26 protein-coding genes and 2 tRNA genes are annotated in these 25,736 nt (G+C 68.6%); 5 read left to right on the forward strand and 23 right to left on the reverse strand.

What is annotated here, in order from left to right; translation table 11 throughout:
- Positions 1 to 106 precede the first annotated feature (106 nt).
- On the forward strand, positions 107 to 1,309 hold the full coding sequence (locus tag AC07N1_RS14745; protein ID WP_494672498.1) for a TolB-like translocation protein: 1,203 nt from the start codon (positions 107 to 109) through the stop codon (positions 1,307 to 1,309).
- A gap of 3 nt (positions 1,310 to 1,312) precedes the next feature.
- Here the strand turns inward: AC07N1_RS14745 and AC07N1_RS14750 are convergent, their stop codons facing one another.
- The 5 genes from AC07N1_RS14750 to zwf all read right to left on the reverse strand — a co-directional run bounded on the left by AC07N1_RS14750 (position 1,313) and on the right by zwf (position 7,815).
- Positions 1,313 to 2,335: a LacI family DNA-binding transcriptional regulator gene (locus AC07N1_RS14750; protein WP_494672499.1), complete on the reverse strand. Its 1,023-nt coding sequence runs from the start codon at positions 2,333 to 2,335 to the stop codon at positions 1,313 to 1,315.
- Positions 2,336 to 2,825: 490 nt separating this feature from the next.
- Complete coding sequence (glk, locus tag AC07N1_RS14755; protein ID WP_494672500.1) at positions 2,826 to 3,815, reverse strand: glucokinase; 990 nt, start codon at positions 3,813 to 3,815, stop codon at positions 2,826 to 2,828.
- Between the two features lie 16 nt (positions 3,816 to 3,831).
- Positions 3,832 to 5,643: a phosphogluconate dehydratase gene (gene edd / locus AC07N1_RS14760; RefSeq protein ID WP_494672501.1), complete on the reverse strand. Its 1,812-nt coding sequence runs from the start codon at positions 5,641 to 5,643 to the stop codon at positions 3,832 to 3,834.
- Between the two features lie 4 nt (positions 5,644 to 5,647).
- A complete protein-coding gene (pgl, locus tag AC07N1_RS14765; protein WP_494672502.1) occupies positions 5,648 to 6,349 on the reverse strand; it encodes a 6-phosphogluconolactonase in 702 nt (233 codons plus the stop codon).
- On the reverse strand, positions 6,349 to 7,815 hold the full coding sequence (gene zwf, locus AC07N1_RS14770; RefSeq protein ID WP_494672503.1) for a glucose-6-phosphate dehydrogenase: 1,467 nt from the start codon (positions 7,813 to 7,815) through the stop codon (positions 6,349 to 6,351). The genes pgl and zwf overlap by 1 nt, the downstream gene beginning before the upstream one ends.
- A gap of 199 nt (positions 7,816 to 8,014) precedes the next feature.
- On the opposite strand from zwf, the gene AC07N1_RS14775 reads away from it, so the two are divergent.
- A complete protein-coding gene (locus AC07N1_RS14775; RefSeq protein WP_494672504.1) occupies positions 8,015 to 8,527 on the forward strand; it encodes a GNAT family N-acetyltransferase in 513 nt (170 codons plus the stop codon).
- Between the two features lie 182 nt (positions 8,528 to 8,709).
- On the opposite strand, the gene AC07N1_RS14780 is transcribed toward AC07N1_RS14775, so the two are convergent.
- From AC07N1_RS14780 to AC07N1_RS14810, 7 genes are all read right to left on the reverse strand, one after another.
- Positions 8,710 to 8,862 carry a hypothetical protein gene (locus tag AC07N1_RS14780; RefSeq protein ID WP_494672505.1) on the reverse strand — a complete coding sequence of 51 codons (153 nt, stop codon included), beginning with the start codon at positions 8,860 to 8,862 and terminating at the stop codon, positions 8,710 to 8,712.
- Positions 8,863 to 8,925: 63 nt separating this feature from the next.
- A complete protein-coding gene (locus AC07N1_RS14785) occupies positions 8,926 to 9,804 on the reverse strand; it encodes a transglutaminase family protein (protein WP_494672506.1) in 879 nt (292 codons plus the stop codon).
- Between the two features lie 269 nt (positions 9,805 to 10,073).
- Complete coding sequence (locus tag AC07N1_RS14790; protein ID WP_494672507.1) at positions 10,074 to 10,742, reverse strand: TetR/AcrR family transcriptional regulator; 669 nt, start codon at positions 10,740 to 10,742, stop codon at positions 10,074 to 10,076.
- Positions 10,743 to 10,892: 150 nt separating this feature from the next.
- Positions 10,893 to 10,969 (reverse strand) — tRNA-His (locus AC07N1_RS14795).
- A gap of 178 nt (positions 10,970 to 11,147) precedes the next feature.
- Positions 11,148 to 11,888, reverse strand: coding sequence for an energy transducer TonB (locus AC07N1_RS14800; protein WP_494605183.1), 741 nt, complete (start codon positions 11,886 to 11,888; stop codon positions 11,148 to 11,150).
- Between the two features lie 10 nt (positions 11,889 to 11,898).
- On the reverse strand, positions 11,899 to 12,333 hold the full coding sequence (locus AC07N1_RS14805) for a biopolymer transporter ExbD (RefSeq protein ID WP_110133137.1): 435 nt from the start codon (positions 12,331 to 12,333) through the stop codon (positions 11,899 to 11,901).
- Between the two features lie 5 nt (positions 12,334 to 12,338).
- Positions 12,339 to 13,247, reverse strand: coding sequence for a MotA/TolQ/ExbB proton channel family protein (locus tag AC07N1_RS14810; RefSeq protein ID WP_110133138.1), 909 nt, complete (start codon positions 13,245 to 13,247; stop codon positions 12,339 to 12,341).
- 733 nt (positions 13,248 to 13,980) lie between these two features.
- Here AC07N1_RS14810 and AC07N1_RS14815 point away from each other — a divergent pair.
- Entirely contained in the window at positions 13,981 to 14,298 is a 318-nt protein-coding gene (locus tag AC07N1_RS14815) for a HigA family addiction module antitoxin (protein ID WP_494672508.1), read from the forward strand.
- Positions 14,299 to 14,392: 94 nt separating this feature from the next.
- Here the strand turns inward: AC07N1_RS14815 and AC07N1_RS14820 are convergent.
- The 10 genes from AC07N1_RS14820 to AC07N1_RS14865 form a co-directional block, all read right to left on the reverse strand.
- Positions 14,393 to 14,468 (reverse strand) — tRNA-Phe (locus AC07N1_RS14820).
- 101 nt (positions 14,469 to 14,569) lie between these two features.
- On the reverse strand, positions 14,570 to 14,740 hold the full coding sequence (gene yacG, locus AC07N1_RS14825; protein ID WP_494672509.1) for a DNA gyrase inhibitor YacG: 171 nt from the start codon (positions 14,738 to 14,740) through the stop codon (positions 14,570 to 14,572).
- Positions 14,737 to 15,777 (reverse strand): ribonuclease E/G, encoded by a 1,041-nt coding sequence (locus AC07N1_RS14830; RefSeq protein ID WP_494672510.1) that lies wholly within the window; start codon positions 15,775 to 15,777, stop codon positions 14,737 to 14,739. Before AC07N1_RS14830 ends, yacG begins: the two co-directional genes overlap by 4 nt.
- Positions 15,774 to 16,373 (reverse strand): Maf family nucleotide pyrophosphatase, encoded by a 600-nt coding sequence (locus tag AC07N1_RS14835; protein ID WP_494672511.1) that lies wholly within the window; start codon positions 16,371 to 16,373, stop codon positions 15,774 to 15,776. Before AC07N1_RS14835 ends, AC07N1_RS14830 begins: the two co-directional genes overlap by 4 nt.
- Positions 16,374 to 16,386: 13 nt before the next feature.
- Positions 16,387 to 16,605 (reverse strand): translation initiation factor IF-1, encoded by a 219-nt coding sequence (gene infA, locus AC07N1_RS14840; RefSeq protein WP_004617696.1) that lies wholly within the window; start codon positions 16,603 to 16,605, stop codon positions 16,387 to 16,389.
- 98 nt (positions 16,606 to 16,703) lie between these two features.
- On the reverse strand, positions 16,704 to 17,162 hold the full coding sequence (locus AC07N1_RS14845) for an arsenate-mycothiol transferase ArsC (RefSeq protein ID WP_494672512.1): 459 nt from the start codon (positions 17,160 to 17,162) through the stop codon (positions 16,704 to 16,706).
- Between the two features lie 4 nt (positions 17,163 to 17,166).
- Positions 17,167 to 17,643 (reverse strand): UPF0262 family protein, encoded by a 477-nt coding sequence (locus AC07N1_RS14850; protein WP_494672513.1) that lies wholly within the window; start codon positions 17,641 to 17,643, stop codon positions 17,167 to 17,169.
- A 21-nt stretch (positions 17,644 to 17,664) separates the two neighbouring features.
- Entirely contained in the window at positions 17,665 to 18,963 is a 1,299-nt protein-coding gene (hisD, locus tag AC07N1_RS14855) for a histidinol dehydrogenase (protein ID WP_494672514.1), read from the reverse strand.
- A 224-nt stretch (positions 18,964 to 19,187) separates the two neighbouring features.
- Positions 19,188 to 20,024, reverse strand: a complete 837-nt coding sequence (locus AC07N1_RS14860; protein ID WP_494672515.1) for an enoyl-CoA hydratase-related protein — start codon at positions 20,022 to 20,024, stop codon at positions 19,188 to 19,190.
- 191 nt (positions 20,025 to 20,215) lie between these two features.
- Positions 20,216 to 21,808: a carboxyl transferase domain-containing protein gene (locus AC07N1_RS14865; RefSeq protein WP_494672516.1), complete on the reverse strand. Its 1,593-nt coding sequence runs from the start codon at positions 21,806 to 21,808 to the stop codon at positions 20,216 to 20,218.
- 113 nt (positions 21,809 to 21,921) lie between these two features.
- On the opposite strand from AC07N1_RS14865, the gene AC07N1_RS14870 reads away from it, so the two are divergent.
- Entirely contained in the window at positions 21,922 to 23,655 is a 1,734-nt protein-coding gene (locus AC07N1_RS14870) for a patatin-like phospholipase family protein (protein ID WP_494672547.1), read from the forward strand.
- 39 nt (positions 23,656 to 23,694) lie between these two features.
- Here AC07N1_RS14870 and AC07N1_RS14875 read toward each other — a convergent pair whose 3' ends face one another.
- Positions 23,695 to 24,468: a methyltransferase domain-containing protein gene (locus AC07N1_RS14875; protein ID WP_494672517.1), complete on the reverse strand. Its 774-nt coding sequence runs from the start codon at positions 24,466 to 24,468 to the stop codon at positions 23,695 to 23,697.
- 142 nt (positions 24,469 to 24,610) lie between these two features.
- Here AC07N1_RS14875 and AC07N1_RS14880 point away from each other — a divergent pair, with 142 nt between their 5' ends.
- Complete coding sequence (locus AC07N1_RS14880) at positions 24,611 to 24,763, forward strand: hypothetical protein (protein WP_494672518.1); 153 nt, start codon at positions 24,611 to 24,613, stop codon at positions 24,761 to 24,763.
- Positions 24,764 to 25,736: the final 973 nt, after the last annotated feature.

Below are 25,736 nucleotides of genomic sequence, written 5' to 3' on the forward strand. Positions count from 1 at the left end.
GCGAAGCCTTACCCGCAAGGGCTTTCGGCGTTTTCGCGCGGGAGCGGTGACGCGCGCGCCGACTCCTCGTTAGGTTGGCGCCGATATCGACGGCGGGGTGAACAACATGCTGGCGCGACTGTGCATCGCGGCGCTCCTGGCGAGCGGCCTCTCCGCGCACGCCGAGATTCTGCGGCCGGCGGCCATCGTCAAACGCGACTTTTCACCCGACTGGGCGGCGATGTCGCCGAACGGCGACACCTACGCCGCCGCCTCCTACACCTCGGTGTTCTTCGCCCCGGCCGACGGCGCCGAGCCGCCCCGCCGCGTCGCCGGCGTGACCATCTTCGGCGATATCGGGTCCAACCGTTCGCTCAGTTTCGCCTGGGCGGACCCCGGTTCCGTCTGGGCGCCGGCCATCCAGGATCGGGAGCCGGGCGTCCGCCCGATCCGCGCCGGGACGGACGGCACGATCGCCGCGCCCGGCTGGACCGCTCCCGAAGACCTGGTCAGCCTGGCCCACATCGGCGGCGGCATGGCCGTCGGCGTCTTCCGGGCCGACGACCTGGGCGAGCGCCCGCCGCCGCGATTGGCCCTGCTGGACCTGCCGTCGGGCGAGATCCGGGGCGGGATCGACCTCGGCGCCCCCATGGCGAGGCCGGACGGCGCCGTCTCCCCGCCGGCCTCCCACTGGATCGAGGATCTGGCCGCGGCCCGGACGCCCGACGGCCCGCGTATCGTGGCGGCGGTCCATCCCTGGTCCAGCCACGCCCTCTTCATCGCCTGGCGCGCGCCGGGCGAGGCGCGCGCCCTGCCCTCGCCGTTGGCCCGCAGCGCCCGGATCGCCCTGACGCCGGACGGCAAGGCCATATTGGCCGCTCCCAAGCTGGCGTTCCGCCGCTTCTGCCCGGACGACCTCGCCTGCAGCGTCCCCGAGGAGCCGATCGACGCGGTCACCCTGGCCCTGATCGACTTCGACAGCGGCCGCGAGATCTGGCGTCGCTGGACCACGGGGGTCTACTGGCAGGAGGTGGTCCGCCCGGTGATCAGCCCCGACGGCCGCTTCGCCTTCGTCGAACTGCCCTCCCAGACCGCCGCCGGCCGCGAGCGCCAGACGCCCGGCGAGACCAGCAAGGGCTGGCTGGGCGTGATCTCGATGAAGGACGGCCGGCTGCTCGAACGCATCCGCACGCCCGGCTACCGGATGACGCTGCAGTACCTGCCGGCGACCAACACCCTGTTCGTGCAGGCGTTCGACACGTCGCTCTACTTCACCGTCGACTGGGCCGAGGCGGCGCGGCTGGAAGCGGCCGGCGGGCTCGAGCCCTGAGCCTCAGCCCGCCGCCGGACCGGTCGACTCCCGGACCACCAGCTCGAAGTCGAGCAGGCGCGAGGGCGGCGGAGCGCCCTCCTCGCCCTTCAGGTCGCCGCTGAGCAGCAGGTCGGCAGCCGCCGCCGCCATGGCCTGGATCGGCTGGCGCACAGTGGTCAGCTGCGGCCAGACGACCTTGGCGCCGGGCGTGTCGTCGAAGCCGGCCACCGACAGGGTCTCGGGCACGTTCAGGCGCAGGCGGTTGGCCACGGCCATCACGCCCAGGGCCATGTCGTCGTTGGAGGCGAAGATCGCCGTCGGCCGGTCGTCGCCCGCCAGCAGGGTCTCGGCCGCCTCGAAGCCCGAGCGGAACGAGAAATAGCCCTGGGCCACGCGGTCCTCGCGCACCGCCAGGCCGTGGTCGGCCATGGCCTTGGCGTAGCCGTCATAGCGCAGATGGGCCGCGCCGTGGTCGGGGTGGCCCTTGATGAAGGCGATGTCCTTGTGGCCCAGCTTGATCAGGTGGGCCGTCATGTCATAGGCGGCGGCCACGTCGTCCATGCGCACATAGGCCGAGCGGTCGAGATCCTTGTCCGGCGACAGCCGCACATACGGCACGCCCTCGGCGTCCAGCACGGCCAGAAGCCGGGCGTTGTCGCAGACCGGCGGCGTCAGGATCACCCCGTCCATGCGCAGGGTGGCCAGCATCGGCTCCACCTGCTCCTCGATGTCGCCCTCGGAGTCGAGCGGCTCGACGATCAGGTGATAACCCTCGGTCCGGCAGCGGCCGATGGCCCCCAACTGCACGTCGGTGACGTAGGCGGGGCTGGGGTTGTCGAAGAACACGCCGATCAGATAGGCCTTCGAACCCGCGAGACTCCGGGCCGAGATGTTGGGCCGGTAGTTCAGCGAGGCCACGGCCTCCTGCACCCGGTCGCGGGTGTCGGCCTTGACGTTGGGCTCGCGGTTGAGCACCCGCGACACGGTCTTGATCGATACGCCCGACAGGCGGGCGACGTCGTGGATCGTAACCTTGGCGTTCAAGTAAGGGCCTCGCGCGGCGTGATTCAGCCTTCAAGCGAGACAACAGGCCATGACAACCTTGTCAAGGCGACCCCTTTTTGGACGGGGCTGCTGAAAACGGCGGTTCGGGGCGTTCGCCAAGAGACCGCCCCTACCCCGAAAGTTCCCCGCGAAGGCGGGGATCCAAGCCGAGTCCGCGGGTCGATCCGCGGCCTCGCCATATGCTGAAAGCCGGCTCGCCCCCGCCTGCGCGCAGGGCTACCTGCATATGTGTCTGGACGACCTATCAGGTCCTAAAGACCTGCCTTCCTGGGCCTCGTGCCCAGGATCCATTGTTCAGCATCCGTTGAGTTGGGCGTGTGCTCTGGGACCTTCGGCTACCCGAAACGTCAAAATTACAGCCTGCCGCAGACATGGATCCTGGGCACAAGGCCCAGGAAGGCATCTTCAATTTGATCGCGCTTCTACGATAGGCCCCCGCCTGTGCGGGAGCGCCCGGAGAGAAGGAGCCCTAGGAAATCGAAGCCTGGCCGTCCGGCGTCATCGCCACCGCCGCGCCGATCAGGGCGGTATGGGGATGCAGGATCACGTGGGTCGGGATGGCCTTCACATAGTCCGAAAGACGGCCCTTGGCCTCGAAGCGCTCGCGGAAGGCGCTGGCTTCCAGCAGGTCGACGATCCGCGGGGCGATGCCGCCCGCGATGAACACCCCGCCCCGCGCGCCGAGCGCCAGGGCGAGATCCCCAGCCGTCGAGCCGAGGATGGCGCAGAACCGCTCGACCGTGGTCTTGCAGCATTCGCGGCCGGCCACGGCGCCTTCAGTGATGGCCTTGGCGGCCAGTTCCTCGACCGGACGGCCCTCGATCTGGGCCAGCAGGACGTGCAGGTCCTCCATGCCCTGTCCGGCCAGGATGCGCTCGACCGACACGCGGCCGTACTTGGCCTGCAGGCCGCGCAGGATCTCGATCTCGACGTCGTCGACCGGGGCGAACGAGATGTGGCCGCCCTCGGTGGTCAGCGGGGTGTCGCAGCCGTGGCGGCGCACCATGCCGGCGGCGCCGAAGCCGGTGCCCGGGCCGATGATGGCCAGATCGCCTTCGCCAGAGGTCGGCAGCGGGCCGAGCTGGCGCAGGTCCTTCGGCGACAGGCGCGGCGCGGCCAGGGCCTGGGCCGTGAAGTCGTTGATCAGCCGGGCGTTACGGAAACCGCCCGTGCGACGCAGGCTGTCTTCCGACAGTTTCCAGTCGATGTTGGTGAAATGAACGGCGCCGTGCTCGATCGGGCCGGCCACCGCGACCACGGCCTGGTCGGGGTGCTTGACCCCCACCTTGGCCAGATAGTCCTCGATGGCGTCCTCGGCCGTGTCGTAGTCCTCGCCCTTATAGGCAGTGGGCTCGATCAGCCGGGGATCGGGGCCGTCGAAGTCGACCAGGGCGAAGCGGGCGTTGGTGCCGCCGATATCCCCGACCAGACCCAGACCATGTGCGTTGGCGCCGTTCATGGGTTTCCCGTTCCCTTTAAGCAAACAGCACGGACGCGCCGGCGTCGGCGGCGCCGACCCCGTGTCGCATCCAGCTGAAAAGTTCGCGCCCGAAGCCCGGCTTGGACGCCGGGACTGGTGCAGGCGTGCGGGCGAGGAGTTGCGCCTCGTCCACATGGATGAAGAGTTCGCCGGTCTCGGCGTTCATGGTGATGACGTCGCCGTCCTGGACGTAGGCCAGAGGCCCGCCCTTGGCGGCTTCCGGCGTCACGTGGATGGCGGCCGGCGTCTTGCCCGAGGCGCCCGACATGCGGCCGTCGGTGACCAGGGCCACCTTGAAGCCGCGGTCCAGCAGCACCGAGATCGACGGCGACAGGTTGTGCAGCTCCGGCATGCCGTTGGCCGACGGGCCCTGGAAGCGCACCACGACCACGACGTCGCGGTTCAGCTCGCCACGCTTGAAGGCGGCGATGAAGTCTTCCTGCTCCTGGAACACGGCGGCCGGCGCGGTGATCACGTGGTGCTCGGGCTTCACAGCCGAGATCTTGATCACGCCGCGACCGAGGTTGCCGGCCAGCAGCTTGAGGCCGCCTTCCTTGCTGAAGGGGTTTTCGACCGGGCGCAGGATGGCCTCGTCCAGCGAGGTCTCCGGGCCTTCGCGCCACTTCAGCTCGTCGCCGTCCAGGTAAGGCTCCTGGTGGTAGTTCGACAGGCCCGGACCGGCGATGGTCAGCACGTCCTCGTGGGCCATGCCGGCCTTCAGCAGTTCGCGCACCACGAAGGCCATGCCGCCGGCGGCCTGGAAGTGGTTCACGTCGGCCGAGCCGTTCGGATAGACCTTGGCCAGCAGCGGCACGGCCTTGGAGATGTCGTCCAGGTCTTCTAGGGTCAGGATGATCCCGGCCGCCCGGGCCATGGCCACGATGTGCAGGGCCAGGTTGGTCGAGCCGCCGGTGGCCATCAGGCCGACGACGCCGTTGACCACGGCCTTCTCGTCGATCACCCGGCCGACCGGGATCCAGTCGTTGCCCTTGTGGGTGACGGCGGCGACGCGACGGGCCGATTCCTTGACCAGGGCGCTGCGCAGCGGGGTGTTGGGATGCACGAAGGCCGAGCCCGGCAGGTGCAGACCCATCAGCTCCATCAGCATCTGGTTGGTGTTGGCCGTGCCGTAGAAGGTGCAGGTGCCCGGGCCGTGATAGCTGGCGCTTTCGGCGGCCAGCAGTTCGTCGCGGCCGACCTTGCCCTCGGCGTAAAGGGCGCGGATGCGGGCCTTCTCGGAGTTGGGCAGGCCCGAGGTCATCGGGCCGGCCGGCACGAACACCGCCGGCAGGTGGCTGAACGCCAGGGCGCCGATCACCAGGCCCGGCACGATCTTGTCACAGACGCCCAGGTACATGGCCGCGTCGAAGGCGTCGTGGGTCAGGGCGACGGCCGTGGCCATGGCGATGACGTCGCGCGAGAACAGCGACAGCTCCATGCCCGGGCGGCCCTGAGTGACGCCGTCGCACATGGCCGGCACGCCGCCGGCGAACTGGGCCGTGGCGCCGACCTCGCGGGCGGCCTCCTTGATCAGCGCCGGATACTCTTCCAGCGGCTGGTGGGCCGACAGCATGTCGTTATAGGCCGAGACGATGCCCAGGTTCGGCGCGTTCGGATCCAGCGCCCGCACCTTGTCGGCGGCCGGCGAGGCGGCGAAGGCGTGGGCCCAGTTGGCGCAGGACAGCTTGGCGCGGCCCGGCTGGGCCAGGGCGGCGGCTTCCATCTGGGCGATGTAGGCCTCGCGGGTCGGGCGGCTGCGCTCGACGATCCGCTGGGTGATCTCGGCGATGACGGGATTGAGGGCCATCTGACTACTCCGCCCAGAGGATGCGGACCGGCACGCGGTCCTGATCGAGAATCTTGGCCACCGGCAGGCTCGGATCGACCGCGCCTTCCAGCAGTTCGCGCTTGGCCTGGCCGGTGATCAGCAGGACGATCAGCGACGTCTGAATCAACGCCTTGAAGGTCAAGCTGATCCGCGGAAGGTCGGGGGCCGGCTCACCTTTCGGCACGGCCAGCACCAGGCGCTCGGCGTCGAGGTCCAGGCCCTCTTCCAGCACCGGGTTGCCAGGGAACAGCGAGGCGAAGTGGCCATCGCCGCCCACGCCCAGCAGGGTCACGCCGAACGGCAGGGCCTCGGCCACGCCAGCCTCAGCCGCCTCGGCCGCCGCTTCCGGCGAAGCCGGGTCGGCGTAGAGCGGCGCGAAGCTCGCCTTGGCCGCCTCGCCCTGCAACAGCGAGCGGCGCACGAGGCCCTCGTTGCTGCTCGGGTCCGACGGCGGCACGAAGCGCTCGTCGGTCAGGGTCACGGTCACCTTGTCCCAGGGCAGGGTCAGGGTGGCCAGGCGCTGATAGACCGGCTCGGGCGTGCTGCCGCCGGTGGCGGCGAACCCGGCCTTGCCGTGCGTCGCCACCGTGGTGGTCAGGGCGTTGGCGAGGGTCGAGGCCGCGGCGTCGTACAGGGCGTCGCGGGTCGGGAAGACTTCGATCTTGGGCATGTTGCGCGTACCCATCACGACTTCCAGGCCCGGCCCTGCGGCGCGATCAGCGACGCGGCGCTGGCCGGACCCCAGGTGCCGGCGGCGTAGGGCGCCGGCTCGATGCCGGCTTCGGCCCAGGCCTTGGCCACGCCGTCGACGAACCGCCACGCGGCCTCGACCTCGTCGCGGCGCACGAACAGGGTGCGGTCGCCGCGGAAGGCGTCCAGCAGCAGCTTCTCATAGGCGATGCGGCGGCGACTGCCCGGGGCGGCCATGTTCAGCGACAGCGGCAGCGACTGCAGGCGCATGCCCTCTTCCGACAGGCCCGGACGCTTGGTCATCACGCTCAGCGAGATGTCTTCTTCCGGCTGCAGGTCGATGACCAGGCGGTTGGCCTGCATCTCGCCCTGGGTCACGGCGCCAAAGATGTTGTGCGGCACGGGCTTGAACTGCACCACGATCTGGGTGCGGCGGTCGGGCAGGTTCTTGCCGGTGCGCAGGAAGAACGGAACGCCCGCCCAGCGCCAGTTGTCGATGCCGACCTTCATGGCCACGAAGGTCTCGGTCTTGGAGCCCTTGCCCACCTCTTCGAGGTAGCCGGCCCGGGCCGTGCCCTCGACCACCCCGGCCACGTACTGGCCGCGGACGGTGTCGTGCGCCACGTTGTCCTTGGTGAAGGGCCGCAGGGACCGCAGCACCTTGACCTTCTCGTCACGGACGGCGTCGGGATCGAAGCCCGACGGCGCCTCCATGGCCACCAGGCACAGCAGTTGCAGAAGGTGGTTCTGCAGCATGTCGCGCAGGGCGCCGTACTCGTCGTAATAGGGCCAGCGGTCGCCGACCTTCTCGGTCTCGGCGATCGTGATCTGGACGTGGTCGATCGACTTGTTGTCCCACAGCGGCTCGAACAGCACGTTGGCGAACCGCAGGGCCGTCAGGTTCTGGACCGTCTCCTTGCCCAGATAGTGGTCGATGCGGAAGATCTGGCTCTCGTCGACCACGGCGCCGACCGCGGCGTTGGTGATCTTGGAGCTTTCGAGGTCGCGGCCGATCGGCTTTTCCAGGATCAGACGCGTCGTGGGGCCGGTCAGGCCCGCGCTTTGCAGCGCCTGGCAGGCGGACGGATAGAGGCTGGGCGAAACGGCGAAGAAGATCACCAGCGAGTCGTGCGGGCCGATCTTGTCGGCCAGGGCCTTGGCCCCCTCCTCCTTGGTGATGTCGACCGGAAGATAGTCGAGGCGGGCGGCCAGGCGCTCCCAGGCGGCCTCTTCCACGTTGGCGCGCTTGCCCAGGTGCTCGCGCACCAGCTCGCGGTAGCCAGCGCCGGTGAGGTCGCCACGCGCCACGCCGAAGATGCGCAGGTCATGCGGCAGCAGCCGGTCGACTTCCAGGAAATACAGCGATGGCAGGAGCATGCGCAGGGCCAGGTCGCCGGCGCCGCCCAACAGCACCAAAACCTCGCGGCCCGCTTCGCCGTCTTCGGTCTTTTTCTTGGTCACTTTTCGTCCACCCTATGACAACGTTGTCATGACACGCCCGTGCGCGCTTGGCAAGCACGCGGTCGACCCGGCCCCTGGGTCGCCTCTGGCGCGCGCCCTACCTAGGCGGTTTGTCGGCCGGTCGCCATAAGACCAATCGCTTTTCGAAAACGCGCGAGGGCGCTTGTCCGCCCAGCCTTTTTCGAGGCATCACCTGCCCATGAGCACGACCCTGCGCCGCGCCGTCCTCGATGACGCCCCGATCCTGTCGGCGCTGGGGATGTGCACCTTTTCGGACACCTTCGCCCATCTCTATCCGCTCGAGGATCTCGAAGCTTTTCTCGCCTACGCCTACAGCCTGGAGCGCACCGAACGCGACCTCGCCGATCCGCAAAAGGCCTGCTGGATCCTGGAGAAGGACGGGACGGCGATCGGCTACGCCCTGGCCGGCCCCTGCGCCCTGCCCCATGCCGACGCATCGCCCGACCATGGCGAGCTCTACCGAATCTACGTGCTGAAGGCCCATCAGGGCGGCGGAAACGGCTCGCTGCTGCTGAACACGGCCCTGGACTGGCTGGAGAAGGACGGCCCGCGCCCTCTGTGGATCGGCGTCTGGTCCGAGAACTTCGGCGCCCAGCGTCTCTACGGCCGCCTGGGCTTCGAAAAGGTCGGCGAGTACTTCTTCCCTGTCGGCCGGGTGCAGGATCTGGAGTTCATCCTGCGTCGGGGGTGATCGCTCTCTTCCTCCAATCCCGTCATCCCGGCCGCAGCGAAGCGGAGAGCCGGGCCCCAGGGGGACTGGGTGCGGCAGTCAGATCAGGCGACTTCCGCAGAGGCCATCGCACTGCGGCGGCCCTGGGTCCCGGGTCTGCGGCCCGCTGCGCGGGCCTCCGCCCGGGATGACGGCTTAGAAGGTCAATGCCCCGGACGCGGCTCGAACGAGCGCTTCTCGTCCTTCAGGTCCACGCATTCCTTGGCCGGCTTCTGGCCGTGCTGAGCCTTGGGCTCGGACTTGGGGATGCAGTAGTTGGTCATCGGGTTCTGGTGTTGGAACGTCTTCGTCATCATGGCCTCGCCTCCCGTCTCAAATCTCATCCTGCGCGCCTTGCCGGCGTCTGTCGTTGATCCTGGTCACGCCGCCTCGCACAGCGCGTCCTGCTGCTGCACGTCGACAACCACGCTGAGCTCCGAAAGCCCCGGATCGCCGATCACCGTGCCCGACACCGGCAGGGCCTCCGCCGGCGTGCGGGTGGCCGCCACGCGGATCAGGTCCTCGGACTCCGCCAGCCCATTGGTGGGGTCGAACTCGGTCCAGCCGAGGTCCGGCAGGAACACCTCGCACCAGGCGTGGGTGGCCCCCGCCCCCCTGATGCCACCGTGCGAGGGGCTGTAGAGGTAGCCGGTGGCGAACACGGCGGCGTAGCCCAGCCGCCGCAGCGCCTCGACCATCAGCCAGGCGAAGTCGCGGCAGGTGCCCGCCCCGCGCGCCACGGTCAGGGCGGGGCTCTGGGTGCCTTCGGCCGCGCGGGCCTGGTACTCGAACTGGTCGTGGATGGTGGAATTGAGCCGCAGCAGGAACTCCAGCGCCGGCTCGTCGGGCCGCTCCATCTGCTCGCGCAGCCAACGCAGCATCACGCGGTCGGCGTCCTCGGTCGCCGGGCGGATGAAGGGGTCCAGCACCGCCCGGTCCTCGCGCCCGTAGACGATCGGCGACACCGTGTGCGGGTCGGCCACGGCCTGATCGGTCAGGGGCGCCGGATAGCGGTCGATCACGAGGCGGCTGGTGATGGTCAGATAGTCGGCCCGCCCTTCCGGCTGGAAGGTGCAGACGCAGTTGCCGTTGGCGTCGTAGCTCCACCGCGTCTGGCCGGGCAGCGAGGTCGCCAGCGAGGCGTCGACGATGCGGATGGCGTGGCTGTCGCGCGGCCGGATCAGCAGCCGGTGCGGCCCGAACGCCACCGGGCGCTCGTAAGCGTATCGGGTCTCATGGGTGATGCCGAGCCGAGCCATGGGGCCACCTTAACCCTCGGCCCCGACGAACGTTCCTCACATACCGGTGATTTGTGCAGATGATCGGAATGAGCGGCGGTGCGCGTTTTGCAAACCGCCGGCCCCTCCTCCATCCGTCCGTCATTCCCGCCCTTGTGGCGGGAACCCCTCTTTCAGCCGCAGGTGCAGATGTGGCGGCGTGCTCAGCACGCCGCTTGCGCCTCACGTGGAAGCGGACCCAGGGTTTCCCGCCACAAGGGCGGGAATGACGGGAAGGAAGAAGGCGAGGCCTAAGCCGCGAACCCGGCGTCGGCGAAGCCCAGCATCCGCTCCAGCAGCGACACCACGTCGGCCTCGCTGGTCTGGCCTTCCGACAGCACGTTCAGGCGGTCGAACTCGGCGAAGCGGTTGTTGTGCAGCATCCCCAGGGTGAAGTGCAGCCGCCAGTAGACCTCCTCGGCCGACAGTTCGGGCCGCGCCTTCAGCAGGGCGTCGGAGAAGCGGCGCAGGTGCGAGACGTCGGTCTTCAGCACCTGGCGGATCTCGTCGGTGCCCTCGCTGCGGGCCCGGATCAGGAACTGCAGCGAGATGCGGCGCTCGTGGTCGGGGGCCAGCCAGCGCAGCGGCGGGGTCAGCAGGGCCGCCAGGATCTCGCGCACCGGCGGGGTCCCGGCGTTGCGGTCGTTGGCCTCGTGCAGCATCTTGGCCCGCTCGCGATTGAGCTCGGCCGTGCGCCGCTTGAAGATTTCGAACAGCAGGGCGTCCTTGGAGCCGAAGTGATAGTTCACCGACGCCAGGTTCACGCCCGCGGCGGCGGTGATGTCGCGCACCGACACGTTCTGGAAGCCGTGCAGCGCAAACAGCCGCTCGGCGGCCGTGAACACCAGGTTTTTGGTGACGGCTTCGGTTTCCTGGGCCTCGACCTCTTGGCCGGCGGCGATCTCGGTGGTCGAACTCAAGACTTCAATCCCCTTACCCATAGGGAACCCTTACAAGCGTTTGATTTCGGCGCAAGCGGCAAGATGCGCCGCGGGCTGAGGAATTCTCCAACCGGAGCCAGGAAACGAAAAAGGCCCAGCGTCGCCGCCGGGCCTTTTCAACGTCTCGCGTGGTACCACCTCTCGGGCTCGAACCGAGGACCTCTAGATCCACAATCTAGCGCTCTAACCAACTGAGCTAAGGCGGCTCCGCGAGAGGCGTGTTCTTAGTCGGACCCGCCGTCGGGATCAAGCGGCGAAAAGCCCCGAAACGGAGAAAATCGCGCCCCGAAAACGCCCCGCTCCGACGGCATGAGAGCAGGCAAAGAAAAACGCCCCGGAGCGGATGCTCCAGGGCGTCTTCTTGGGATCGTTCCCAGGCCGTCGCTATTGCGGGACCTGGAAGGTGATCGGCACCGTGATCTCGCCGCCGTCCACCGGAGCCCCATCGAGGGTCTTCGGCTTCATGCGGAAGAGGCGCGACAGCTTCAGGGCCGCTTCGCCGAAACCGTAGTCGGCCGGAGATTCCGACACGACCGAGCAGTTCTCGAGCGAACCCTTGGCGTTCACCGTGCAACGGATCGTCGCACGACCACCGGTTTCCGTCCGCTGTGCACGGTCCGGATAGTACCGGGCCATGTCGTCGGCGTTCGGCTTACGCGCCCAATCGGGACGCGTCACGACCGAAGCCCGGGCGGGCGGAGCCGTCACCGGCGCCGGCGGAGCCGACGAGATGATCGGCGGCGCCGTCTGCTCGACCCGCTCCTTGACGGGCGGGATCGGGAGCGGCGGCGGCGGCGTCACGTCCGGCGGCGGCGCGATCGGCGGCCTCGGCTGCACCACCGCGGGAGGCGGCGGCGGAGCGTTGGTCGGCGGCGGCGGCGGGGGCGGAGGAGGCGGCGGCGGAGGCGGCGGAGGCGGAGGCAGCTCCACGTCCACAGCTTCGTCGCTGTACTCCTTCAGCACCGCTTCGAACTTCTGCTTCGCGAGGTACGCGAACAGAAGGCCGTGCAGCCCGAGGACGATGATCAGGGCCACGCCGAAGGTGCCGAGGCCCTTCTTGCGGCGCGGACCTTCCGAGGTCAGCGGATCGTAGTGGCGATGCTCGGGCGTTTGTTGTTCAGCCATGCATCACCCCTCAGCTGTTCTCATCCCGGCCGATAAGGGCCACGCTGTAGAACCCGTTGTCCTGGAGGGCGTTCATGACCTCCATAAACGAGCCGTAGCGAGTCTTTTCGTCCGCGCGGATGAAGATGCGTTCCTTGGAGGGATCGCGTCTGCCGATGTTCTTCGTCAGGTCTTCACCCATCGTGTCGATCGAGGTCCGGTCGTCGCCGATGTACAGCTGACCGTTCGCCTTGATGGAGATGTAGACCGGTTTCGGCGGGTTGGGGGTCGCTTTCGCCACCGCCGGCGGCAGGTTCACTTCGATCGACACGGAGGCCAGCGGAGCCGCCACCATGAAGATGATCAGAAGGACCAGCATGACGTCCACGAAGGGCGTGACGTTGATCTCGCTGTTCTGTTCGACGTTGAACCTGTCGCCGCCGCCACCCGAAAGTTTGGCGGCCATCGGTCTTACGCCCCCTTGTCGAGCTGACGCGAGATAGCGTTCATCAGTTCAGCAACGAAACCTTCCGAACGCGTGCCGTAGGCCGAGATGCGGGTCTGGAAGTAGTTGTAGAAGATAACCGCCGGGATAGCGGCGAACAGACCGATACCGGTGGCGAGCAGGGCTTCAGCGATACCCGGCGCGACGACGGCGAGGTTGGTCGTGTTGGTGTTCGCGATGCTGATGAACGAGGTCATGATGCCGTACACGGTGCCGAACAGACCGATGAACGGACCACCCGAACCGACCGAGGCCAGGAACACCATGCCGCCCGACAGGCGCTTGGCCAGCGAGGCCTGCACCGCGTTGATGGCGTAGGTGGCGCGAGCGATCGTCGAGTCGCGGTGTTCGCCGCCGACTTGCAGACCGGCTTGACGCGACAGTTCGACTTCTTGGGCGGCCGCGGCGGCCATGTCGGCCAGCGGGTTGCCTTCGAATTCTTCCGACGAGCCGATGCGGGCGATGTCGGCGATCGAGCGAGCGCCGCGGAAGGCTTCCAGGAACTGGTCGGTTTGCTTGTTCAGGCTGCCGAACTCGAGCAGCTTGGTGATCAGCAGAACCCACGAGAAGACCGAGGCCAGCAGCAGGCCGATCATCACGACCTTAACGACGATGCCGGCCGCGAGGAACATGCCGACCGGGGTCAGCGAGTGCGACTTCATCTTTTCGGTCGCGGCTTCACCGGCGTTTTCCTCGGCCGGAGCGGCGTCGGCGGCGGGAGCCGGGGTTGCGGCCGGGGTCGCGGCCGGGGCGGCGGCTTCGGCGGCGGCCGGCGCAGGCGCGGCGGCGTCCTGAGCGAAGGCCGGGGCGCTCGCCATCAGCGCCACGGCGCCAACGAGAGCGATGAGGGGGGTCTTCCGTTTAATGTCGAGCATCTGTCGCCAGTTCCTGATTGGTCTAGCACGTTTGGACCGAGGGTCGTCGCGCGAGAGCGTCTCCACCCTAACTTGAAAAGCCCGCTTTCCCATCCGATCTCTCGGATGTTGGGCAGACCCGCTTCGCTGCGCTCGACCCGTTACGCCCCCCTCGCCGAGCTCATGCCCGCCCAGAAGGATCGTTTCGAAGCGCGAGTGACCGCGGCCCCTTTCGAGGCTCTGGTCTTACCGCAATGTTAGAATTGCGGCATGGGTCCTTTGGCAACCCCTTTTCGCACCGTCAAGGGGGCGTCCAGGGCATAAATTTACGACAGTCAGCGCTAGAAACCGGTTATTGCTGCACTGCACAAAAGGCAAATCAGGAATTCAAGGCGGTTTTTCCCTAACAAAGGGAATATTGGCGCCGCATCGCAGCATGCCGACAAAACAGCGATCTCCCGGCGACTGCCTGGAAGCTGGTCAGACAACCTCCTGAGGAGGCGCCGCAGAATCCCTGGCAGCGCCCCCAGATGTCCTGACCGGACAAGAATCCGTCGGCCGGGCGACTTAAGGGAAAGCGATGCTTCTGGCCAGAACTGATCACCCGCACTCATAAGTGCGAAATCCCCGACTACCCGCTGCTTCCGACTGGTCTTCGTCTGGACGCCCGCCGGCCCGACCGACGTCGAGTTCGTGGACTATCATTGACGCATGTTCGGGGTCGCGCTCGGCTCGTATTTCAGAGGATTTTGCGATGGGCACGATCGCAGCCTCAGCAGCCCCCCTCTCCCCGGTGCACCCGGGCGAGATCCTGCTCGAAGAATTCATCAGGCCGCTCGGTTGGTCGCCCGGCAAGACGGCCGCCAAGCTGCATATCGCGCGGCCGCGCATCGAGAAGCTGGTGCGGGGCCTGACGCCGGTGACGGTCGACACCGCCCTGCGGCTCGAAAAGCTGTTCGGCGCCACGGCCCAGTTCTGGCTGAACCTGCAGAACCGCTACGACTTGGAGATCGCGCGCGCCAGGCTGCCCGAAGACATCGCCAGCATCGAACCGATGGACCACGCCGCCTGATCCGGCCGAGCGCGCGGAAGTCGCTTCGCGCGACTTGGATCGCCACCGCTCCAGAAAGGAAGCTGGAAACCGCTACTTTTGAGAAAAAAGAAGGTGGTGCCTGGGGCCGGAATCGAACCAGCGACACGCGGATTTTCAATCCGCTGCTCTACCAACTGAGCTACCCAGGCCCTTGGACCTTCGAGGCGGTTAAGGCCGCCCCGGCCTCGCCCTGCGGCGAGGAGCCGGGTCTATAGGAGAGCCCACCCGGCTTGTCCAGCGCCCTTTTCGACTAATTATCGAAGTCTGTGGACAGCGGGTTTTCCTCGTCGTCCTGGGCGCCCGGAACCACGTAGCGGTCCGACAGCCAGCGCTGCAGGTCGACGTCCGCGCAACGCTTGGAGCAGAAGGGCCGGGCCTCCGGCGTCGCCGGCTTGCGGCAGATCGGACAGGGGGCGCTCATGCCGGTTTCACCTCGATACGGTCGTTCGGCCAGCCGGGTTCGGCCGTGACCGTGAAGCGCCGGCCCAGGCGGTCGGCGACGCCGGCGTCGAGGTCGGCGAAGGAATCGGCCACAGACGGCGCGCAGCGGGCCGAGAGGCGGGCGCCGGGATCGGCCCGCCCTTCCCGCTCCAGCGCCCGCGCCAGGCGGCGCGCGGCGTATTGCGGCGTCCAGGCCCCGTCGCGCCCGACCAAGCGCTCCATGACCGGCGTGGCGCGGCGCGGCACGGCCATCTCCAGCGCCCCGAACTTGCTGAGCCCCCCGATGGCGACGCCCGGATTGTCCGGCGCGAAGGCCACCCGCGCGGCCGAGGTCAGGGCCTGGCCGTCATGGCCGCGCCCCACCAGGTCGAACACCACCAGCCCACCCAGCCCCTTCAGGCGCAGCACGCGGGCGGCGACGGCCAGGGCCGCCAGGTTGGCCTGGCGGGCGGCGCGCTTGGCGTCCCCCTCGCGGCCGCCCAGATCGACGTCGATCGACACCAGGGCGCGCGTGGCCTCGACGGCCACGTCGCCGCCGCCGGGCAGCGAGAAGACGGTCTCGAGGATATCGGCCTCGGCCGCCTCGACGGCCTCCATGGCGCGCTCGCCCTGGGTGGGCGAGCCGGCCTTCACGAAGTGGCGCAGCTGCTCCTCGAGCGTCGGAGCGGCGCTCAGCACGCGCGGCTCGCCCTCACCTTCGGCGATAAAGCGGGCCACCGCCGACTTGTCGGCGCGCGAGGCGGTGCGGATCTCGATCTCGACGAGGCCGCCCTGCACCAGCTTGGGCATGTCGGGCTTGATCGGCAGCAGCACGTCGGCGCCGCCCGGCAGGGCCACGAAGGCGGCCCCGAAAGCCCGCTCGATGGATTTCACCCGGGCCACGCCGCGAACGCCCTCGGCGTCCAGCGGATCATCGCCCGGCCACTGCACGATCAGCCGCTCGGGCCGGCCGTCCAGTGTGACGACGCCGACAGTCTCGCCGACGCCCTTGTGGAGGTATGCGCGGCGCTCGCTCATGCGGCGGCCGCGCGGCGGGTCCAGCCCCGTCCTTCGAGCATGCAGAGGGTCTCGTACAGCGGCAGGCCGACCACGCTGGGATAGGAGCCCTGCAGATCGACGATGAAGCCGCCAGCCACGCCCTGCACGCCGTAGCCGCCGGCCTTGCCGCGCCACTGTCCCCCGGCGACGTAGGATTCGAACTCGGCGTCCGACAGCCGCTTGAAGACCACGCGGGTCTCGATCACCCGCGAGCTGGTCCCGCCGTCCGGCCCGATCACGGCCACGCCCGTCAGCACCTTGTGGGCGCGACCGGTCAGCAGGCCCAGGCAATAGCGGACGTCAGCCTCGCTCTCGGCCTTGGGCAGGATGCGGCGGCCCACGGCCACCACGGTGTCGGCGGCCAGCACGAAGTCGCCCGGCGAACGCGCGGCCACGGCGCGCGCCTTCTCCTGCGCCAGGCGCAGGGCGTGGCGACGCGGGGTCTCGTCGCGCAGCGGCGACTCGTCGATGTCGGCGGGATCGACCCGGTCGGGCGTTACGCCGACCTGGGCCAGAAGGTCCAAGCGCCTGGGGCTCGCACTGGCCAGGACCAGCGAAGGCTGGGCGACCGTCATGTGCGCGCCCGGCTTACTTGAAGCGGTAGGTGATACGGCCCTTGGTCAGGTCGTAGGGCGTCATTTCCACGAGCACCTTGTCACCGGCCAGCACGCGGATGCGGTTCTTGCGCATCTTGCCGGCGGTGTGGGCGATGATCTCGTGATCGTTCTCGAGCTTCACGCGGAAAGTGGCGTTGGGCAGCAGTTCGCTGACCGTGCCGGGAAACTCGAGCAGTTCTTCCTTAGCCATCAGGCCTCTCAAAAGGGGTTCAATAGCAACGCGGCCCGCGCGACCCGGAAACGAGTCGTGACGCGAGCCGCGGCTGCGAGGCGGGGCTTATAGCGCATTCACCCCCCGAACGTCGATGGTGTCCCGAAACGCCGGCGAATCGCGGCCGAAAGCATGTCGCGAACCTCGCGATAGGCCGTCAGCATCGCCTCGCGCGACCCCTCGCTAACCAGCGTCGGATCGTGGGTCGGCCAGTACTCGATCTCGACCGCGCGGTCGCGCGACAGCTCCACGGCCCGGTGCTGGGCTTCCGGCGTCAGCGACACGACGACATCGAAGCTGTCGTCCTCCAGCTCGGCGAAGGTCTTGGGCTTGTGCGTAGCCACGTCGACGCCCAGCTCGTCCATCACCGCCACCACGAAGGGGTCGATCCCCTCCCCGGCCGGATCCGGCTTCAGGCCGCAGGAATCCACATACGCTCTCGTTCCATAAAAGCGCTTGAACAGCGCCTCGGCCATCGGCGAGCGCACGCGGTTGTAGTTGCAGGTGAACAGCACCGCATCGGGCAGGTCCGTCACCCGCTCAGCCCCGCCAGTGCAGCGCGCAGATCAGGGTGAACAGGCGCCGGGCCGTGTCGAGGTCGGTCTTGACCTTGCCCTCCAGCCGCTCGCGCAGCAGGCCCGAGCCTTCGTTGTGCAGCCCCCGTCGGCCCATGTCCAAGGCCTCGATCTGCTGCGGCGTCGAGTTGCGGATGGCCTGATAGTAGCTGTCGCAGATCATGAAGTAGTCGCGGATCACCCCGCGGAACGGCGACAGCGACAGCAGGTGCCGCTTCTCGTAGCCGCCGCCGGTGATGTCGAGCGCCAGCCGGTTCTCGATCAGCGACAGCTTCAGGTCATAGGGCCCGCCCTCGGCCTCGGCCGGCTGGAAGTAGTTGCCGTCCAGGAGATCGAAGATCGCCACCTGGCGCTCCTGCTCCTGGTCGCGCGAGGCGGCCGCCAACGAATCCTCGTCGATGGCGATGCTCTTCAGGAAGTGCTTGCTGCGGTCTTCGGACATCTTGGCGGCGAGGTTGGCGCGTCAGTCTTTGGAAGGCAACCGGCCCGGAAGCCGAATGGACGCCGACAGGGCGTGGGCCGGCAGCCCCTCGGCCTCCGCCAGCGCCGCCGTGTGCGGTCCAAGGATGCCGAACGAGGCCGCGTCGCACTTCACGATCGAGGTGCGCTTGATGAAATCGTAGATCGACAGGCCCGACTGGAAGCGCGCCGCGCGGCTGGTCGGCAGCACGTGGTTGGAGCCGGCCACATAGTCGCCGATGGCTTCCGGCGTCAGGCGGCCAAGGAAGATCGCCCCGGCGTGGCGGACGCGGTCCGACAGGCGTTCGGGGTTCTCCAGGGCGAACTCGACGTGCTCGGGGGCGATGGCGTCCACCAGGGCCGGGCTCTCGTCCAGCGGCGCGATGATCACAGCGCCGTGGTCGCGCCACGAAGCGGCGGCGTCCTCGCCGGTCGACAGGGTCTTCAGGCGCTCGGTCACGGCGGCCTCGACGGCGGCGGCGAAGCCTTCGTCGTCGGTGATCAGGATCGACTGGGCGGCCGGGTCGTGCTCGGCCTGGCTCAGCAGGTCGGCGGCGATCCAGTCGGGATTGTTGTCCTTGTCGGCGACCACGACGATCTCCGACGGACCCGCCAGGGCGTCGATGCCGACCACGCCGTACAGGCGGCGCTTGGCGGCGGTGACATAGGCGTTGCCGGGACCGACGATCTTGTCGACCGGCTGGATCGGACCGGCCCCGTAAGCGAGGGCGGCGACGGCCTGGGCCCCGCCGATGCGCCAGATCTCGGTGACGCCGGCTTCTTTCGCTGCGGCCAGCACGGCCGGCTGCAGCTTTCCGGGCGGGGTGACCATGGCGATGCGGTCAACGCCGGCGACCTGGGCCGGCACGGCGTTCATCAGCACGGTCGACGGATAGGCCGCCCGGCCGCCGGGCACGTAGACGCCCACGGCCTCCAGCGGCGTCCAGCGCCAGCCCAGCTCGACCCCGGCCTCATCGGTCCAGGCCTGGTCAGCCGGACGCTGGCGGGCGTGATAGGCGCGGATGCGCTTGGCGGCGAAGGCGATGGCCTCGCGCACTTCCGGCGACGTCTGGGCCGCGCCCGCCTCGATCTCCTCGGCCGTGACGCGCACGGTCTCGGCGGTCAGCTCCACCTTGTCGAAGCGGCGGGTGTAGTCGAGCACGGCGTCCAGGCCGCCATGCTTGACCGCCTCCAGCACGTCCGCGGTCGCGGCGTCGACATCGGCCGGCGAACCGCGGCGCTCGTCGAGGAAGGCCTTGAAGGCCCGGGCGAAGTCGGGGCTGGAGAAGTCGAACCTGCGCATGGCGCCTAGATGCGCGTTTTTACGGCCGGGGCAAGGGGATTTGGCCTTTTCCTTCTCCCCTTGCGGGAGAAGGTGTCGCCGCCAGGCGACGGATGAGGGGTCTCTCAAATGGCGCCGCAGCGCCCAGCCGCACCGCTTTCGCGGCGGCGCCGATCATCGACCCCTCACCCGACCTCGCTCCGCGAGGCCACCCTCTCCCGCAAGGGGAGAGGGATCGAAACCGGCTAGGCCCAGCCCGGCTTCCTCTTGGCCAGGAACGCCCGGACGCCCTCCTGCCCCTCGTCCGACACGCGGCGGCGGGCGATGCGGCGGGCGCTGTCGTCGATCAGGCCGCGGTCGATCTTCTCGAAGGCGAAGTCGTTGACCAGGGCCTTGGCGTCGCCGATCGCGCCGGGGGCGCAGGGGGTGACTTCCTCGATCAGCGCATCCTGGGCCGCGACCAGGCCGGCCACGTCGTCGAACACCTCATCGACCAGGCCGTAGCTCCAGGCGGCGTCGGCGTCGAACACCCGGCCGGTGGCGAACAGCAGCTTGGACGTGCGCGGCCCCAGGGCGGCAATAACGTAGGGGCTGATGGTCGCCGGGGTCAGGCCCAGCTTCACTTCCGAGAAGGCGAACTTGGCGTCGGCCGTGGCCAGGGCGTGGTCGCAGGCCGCCACCAGCCCCGCCCCGCCGCCGAAGGCCGCGCCCTCGACCAGAGCCACGGTCAGGGCCGGGATGTCGTGCAGGGCCTTCAGCATGTGCGCCAGCTCCAGCGCGTCGGAGCGGTTGTCGTCCTCGCTCCAGTCGGCGGCGGCGGCCATCCATTCCAGGTCGGCGCCGGCGCAGAACGTGCCGCCCACGCCGCGCAGGAACACCACCCGCACGCCCTCGGCCCCGTGCAGGGTCTCAAAGGCCTGGGCGAGCGCGGCGATGGTCGCCGAATCGAAGGCGTTCTTCTTGTCCGGACGGTTGATCCACACCGTCACCGCGCCCTCGGGCGTCGAGTCGATATGGACCAGCGGGCTCATGGCGTCGGTGTCCGGCACCTCGACGATCGGGTCGGCGATGGGATTGGTCATGAGCACGCTCCTTTGAAGAGTTCTGTGGTCCGTCGAATTTCGTGGCGAAAACCTCGTCCTTCGACAGGCTCAGGATGAGGTTTTTCCAACGCCGGCCCGTCCATGGACCTCACCCTGAGCTTGTCGAAGGGCGAGGTCCACGCAAGGTCCTCACCAACGATACGCCCAAAGCCGAGGTTCCGCTTGAACCGTCACATCCTGAAGACGCCGAAGGTCGTCTCGGGAATCGGCGCATTCAGACTGGCCGATATGGCCAGACCCAGCACGTCGCGGGTTTGAGCCGGATCAATGATCCCGTCGTCCCACAGCCGCGAAGTGGCGTGGTACGGATTGCCCTCGTCCTCGTAGCGCTGGCGGATCGGGGCCTTGAAGGCCTCGGCCTCTTCGTCGGTCCAGGTCGCCGCATCGCGGTGCACCGTGGCCAGCACGCTGGCGGCCTGCTCGCCGCCCATCACCGAGATCCGGGAATTGGGCCAGGTGAACAGGAAGCGCGGGCTGTAGGCCCGGCCGCACATGCCGTAGTTGCCGGCCCCGAAGCTGCCGCCGATCAGCACCGTGAACTTCGGAACCTCGGCCGAAGCGACCGCCGTCACCAGCTTGGCCCCGTCCTTGGCGATGCCGCCTGCCTCGTACTTGCCGCCGACCATGAAGCCCGAGATGTTCTGCAGGAACACCAGCGGGATCTTCCGCTTGCAGGCCAGCTCGATGAAGTGCGCGCCCTTCAGCGCGCTTTCGGAAAACAGCACGCCGTTGTTGGCCAGGATCGCCACCGGCTGGCCCCAGATCCGGGCGAAGCCGCAGACCAGGGTCGTGCCGTAGAGGGCCTTGAACTCGTCGAACACCGAGCCGTCGACGATGCGGGCGATGATCTCGCGCACCTCGTAGGGGGCGCGCACGTCGGTCGGCACGACGCCGTAAATCTCCTGCGGGTCGTACAGCGGCGGCTCGGCGTCGGTGACCACAGCCTCGTGACGCTTCTCGGCGTTGAGGTTGGCGACGATCGAGCGGACGATCTCCAGCGCGTGCTCGTCGTCGTCGGCCACGTGGTCGACCACGCCCGAACGACGCCCGTGGGTGTCGGCCCCGCCCAGTTCCTCGGCGCTGATCACCTCGCCGGTGGCGGCCTTCACCAGCGGCGGGCCGGCCAGGAAGATGGTGCCCTGCTCGCGCACGATGACGGTCTCGTCGCTCATCGCCGGCACATAGGCCCCGCCGGCCGTGCACGAGCCCATGACGCAGGCGATCTGGGCGATGCCCCGGGCGCTCATCCGGGCCTGATTGAAGAAGATGCGGCCGAAGTGGTCGCGGTCGGGAAACACCTCGGCCTGGTGGGGCAGGTTCGCGCCGCCGCTGTCGACCAGGTAGACGCACGGCAGGCGGTTCTGCTCGGCGATCTCCTGGGCGCGCAGATGCTTCTTCACCGTCATCGGGAAATAGGCGCCGCCCTTCACCGTGGCGTCGTTGGCGACGATCATCACCTCGCGGCCCGAGACCCGGCCGATTCCGGCGATGATTCCCGCGCCCGGCGCCTCGCCCTTGTAGAGGTCGAAGGCGGTCAGCTGGCCGATCTCCAGGAACGGCGAGCCGGGGTCGAGAAGCCGCTCCACCCGCTCTCGCGGCAGCAGCTTGCCGCGCGCCGTATGCTTCAGGCGCGCGCTCTCCGGGCCGCCCAGGGCCGCGGTCGCGACCCTTTCGCGCAGTTCCTCCGCCAGGGCCGTGTTGTGCGCAGCGTTTTTCGCGAACGAAGGGCTGTTCTTGTCAATAAGCGTGTTCAGCTTCGGCATAAGCGAGGCATAGCCTTTTCCATTTCCATCCGAAAGCAGCGATATTTCACCCGCATTGGCAAAGCTCGTCGCATCGGTCTAGCGTCCCGTCCGTGGTCACCCTTCCAGACTTCATGGCCGACACGGCCCTTGCCCGGTTGTTCTCGCGCGAACGGCGCGAGGGCGACGCCGCCTGGTTCTCGTTGCCGGGCGGCTCCCTACTCTATGCGCCGGGCGAGGCCTCCGACCACCTCTACTTCCTGCGCACCGGGCGCCTGGGCGCCTTCCGCCGCGACGAAGGCCAGGAGCCGCAGTTCCTCGGCGTGATCCGCCCGGGCGAGCCGGCCGGCGAGATGGCGATGATCGCCGGCGCCCCGCACTCGGCCCACATGGTCGCCCTGCGCGATTCCGAGATCCTGGCCCTGCCCCGCGCCGCCTTCTTCGAGGCGGTCGAGCAGGACCCAGACGTGATGATCGAGCTGTCGCGGCTGATGATCCGCCGCGCCCGCCAGGCCGGGGCCCACGCCTCCATTGGAGACCCGTCCGTCTACGGCTTCATCGCCGTCGGCGACTGCCACGCCATCCGCCCCATCGTCGAGCGCATCGGCCGCTGCATCGCGGCCCTAGGCTACGCCGTCACCGTCGAGGGCGGTGAAAGCCTGCTGGCCCCCACCGAGTGGTTCAGTCGCGTCGAGCGCTCCCACGACTTCGTGCTCTACGTCGCCGAGGCCCACGAGACGGCCTGGAAGCACGTGGTCGGCCGCCAGGTCGACCGATTGTTCCGCGTCGGCCGCGGCGACCAGGCTCCGCCGCCCGAACCGCCGGCCTACGCCTCGCGCCCGCTGCAGGCCCAGCGGCTGATCGACCTGATCCTGATCCAGCGGCCGAACGCCGAGCGTCCGCAGGGCTCGCAAGGATGGCTGGAGGCCACCGACGCGGCGCGCCTGTTCCACCTGCGCGAAAACCGCCTGGCCGACGTCGAGCGCCTGGCCCGGGTGCTCACCGGCCAGTCGGTGGGCCTGGTGCTCTCGGGCGGCGGCGCGCGGGCCTACGCCCACATCGGCGCCATCCAGGCCCTGCGCGAGCGCGGCGTGCCGATCGATTTCGTCGGCGGCGCGTCGATGGGCGGCATCGTCGCGGCGGGCCTAGCCATGGGCTGGGACGACGGCGAGATGGAGGCCCGCATCCGCAAGGCCTTCGTCGACACCAGCCCGCTCGACGACATCGCCTTCCCGCTGGTCGCCATGACCCGCGGCGAGAAGGTCAAGGCCCGCCTGCACGAGCATTTCGGCGACATCGATATCGCCGACCTGTGGCTGCCGTTCTTCTGCGTCTCGTCGAACCTGACCTCGGGCGCCTATCACCTGCACCGCTCGGGACCACTGCACCGGGCCCTGCGCGCCTCGATCTCGCTGCCCGGCGTGCTGCCGCCGGTGGCCGACGGCGACGCGGTGCTGGTCGACGGGGCGGTGATGAAGAACTTCCCGGCCGACGTCATGCGCGCCTTCCAGTTAGGCCCCATCATCGGCGTCGACGTCACCCGCGGCCGCAGCATCACCGCCGCCGACATCGCCCGGCCGCCGTCGCTGTGGAAATGGCTGATCTCGGGCGAGTGGCGCAAGGGTCCGCCGATCGTCGCCCTGCTGATGCGCGCGGCCACCGTCTCCACCGGCCGCGACCTCGCCGCCAGCCGCGAGGCCAGCGACGTCCTGATCACCCCCAAGCTCGACAAGATCGACATCCGCGACTGGAAAGCCTTCGAACCGGCCGTGGCGGCGGGCTTCGAAGCGGCCGCGATGGCGCTGGACAGCCTGGAGGTCCCGGTGGCGGAGCTGCGGCGCAGAAAGAGCCTGGCGGAGATGGAGTAGCTGTTTGATCCCTCTCTCTGAGAGAGGGATCAAGAGCCCCTATCGCCGCGCCACCACGAACAATCGCGTGAACGGCAGCAACGTGATCCCGTCGGCCCGCCTGGGATAATCCACCGCCAATCGCGCCCGCCAGGCCGTCAGGAACGCCGCCGTCTCGGCGCCCGCGTCCAGCCGCTCGAGATAGGGCCGCAGGCTCGTGCCCGAGGTCCAGTCGATGATCGGGTCCTCGCCCTCCAGGGCGTGGACATAGGTGGTCGCCCAGACGTCGAGGTCGCTGGCCAGGGGCGAGAGCCAGTCGTGATAGGCGCGGGGATCGTGGCCCGCCCGCACGCCGTCCAGGTCGGCCAGCTTGCCGGCCCATGGACCCTCGGCGGCGACCTCGCGCAGGCTGCGCCGCCAGCCGGCGTCCTCGACCTGCGGGATCTGGCAGGCCAGCACCCCGCCCGGCGCCAGGCTTTCCAGCAGGCGCGGAAACAGCGTCTCGTGGCCATCCAGCCACTGCAGGGCGGCGTTGGTGAAGATCAGGTCGGGCGGGATCTCGGGACGCCACGCATCGATGTCGCCCAGGATCCAGTCGACGTTCGCCCCCTGCCCCTTGGCGCGGGCCAGCATCTCCGGGCTCGAATCCAGGCCGTGGACCACAGCCTCGGGATGCCGCGCGGCCAGCAGGGCGGCGTGCTCGCCGGGACCGCAGCCCAGGTCCCAGATCTCGCGCGGGGCCAGGTCGCGGGGGATCTTCAGCATCAGGTCCAGGGCGGGACGATCGCGATAGGCGCGATAGCGGGAATAGACGTCTGGATCCCAGGCGGGCATGGCGCGACTCGCTGCGACAATTCGCGCGCGACCATGACGGCCCGCGACTGTTTTGTCGCATATGAAACTATCTCCGGGGTTCCTATCTTTACCAACAACAGGCGCCGGTCGACGGCGCCGTTTCGGACAAGGAACCTTCGCCGTGACCCGCATCGCCGCTTCCGCCGCCTCCGCCCAAGCCCAGCGCCCTCGCGCCGTGGCCATGGCCGCGCGCGTGAACGGCCCCCGCGTGGCGGCGCTGGCGCTCAATCTGGGTCTCTGGTCCCTGATCCTCCTGGCCTGGCGCGCCCTCTAGCCAGCCCCCGGGAGGTGCGGCCCCGGATCGTGCATCGTCCCCCCTTTGCGCGGTCCGGGGTTGCTCCCCTTCACAACCTCTCCGACCAGACGCCCGACGGCCCGCGACACCGCGCCCCTTGCCAACGCCCTCCGCGCACCCAAACTTAGTCTTGCGTCAGGGTGTGACGCGCAGCCGAAAGGAGGTGACCCAGTGTCTCATTTGTCGATCGCGAATGCGCTGGAAAGCTCCGTGAAGATCGAAGGTCTGAACTGACCCCAGCGCTTTAGCGGACAAATGCCGTCTTTCGGTCGTGCCTCAGCACAGACCGACGAGCGGATCGGAAGCCTCGGACGTCGTCCGGGGCTTCTTTCGTTTTGACTGCGAGGAAATCTGACAGCCCCAACGGGCGTCGCGGCCCGCATCGCGGGCGGAAGTCGAGACTCGCCAGGCGCTGTCCACGCCCCGGCGAGCCCCCCCATTGAATGGATCGTCCGCTCCCTTCCGGGATGCGGACGACGAAGTCGGACGCGCTCGCAACCCCTTGCGAAACCCGTCCCTGTGACAGCGTCGGTTGCGGCACAAAAACACAAGGCCGAGAACGCCGTCGATTTACCGCTGGTATCTAAAGACCGCTCAAAGACACCGGTGTCGTAACGGGCGACGTCGGGCCGTGAACTGACCCATGCGACACCGCCGAAGCGAACCGGTGGAAAACTTGTCCCTCCCTGCTGCCTACCCCAGACGGCCGGCGGCGAGGGCGGAGCGAGCGCAGGGACAAGGGGGGCGGAAAGCCATCTCCTGTCGTCTCCTCTCGATCCGATCTTGTCGTCGGCCGGGCGCGCGAACGCGCCGAATGTCGACACGATGAGCAGGATAAGCGCCAAAATCAAGCACTAATCCCGATTGTTGCGAGACCATTCCATCATATGGGAACAAAGTGCTTTAATTGTCACATGATTGCGGCCAGGGGGGCCTTCTACCTCAAAATGTC

Source organism: Caulobacter sp. GW821-FHT09B11, assembly GCF_059418205.1.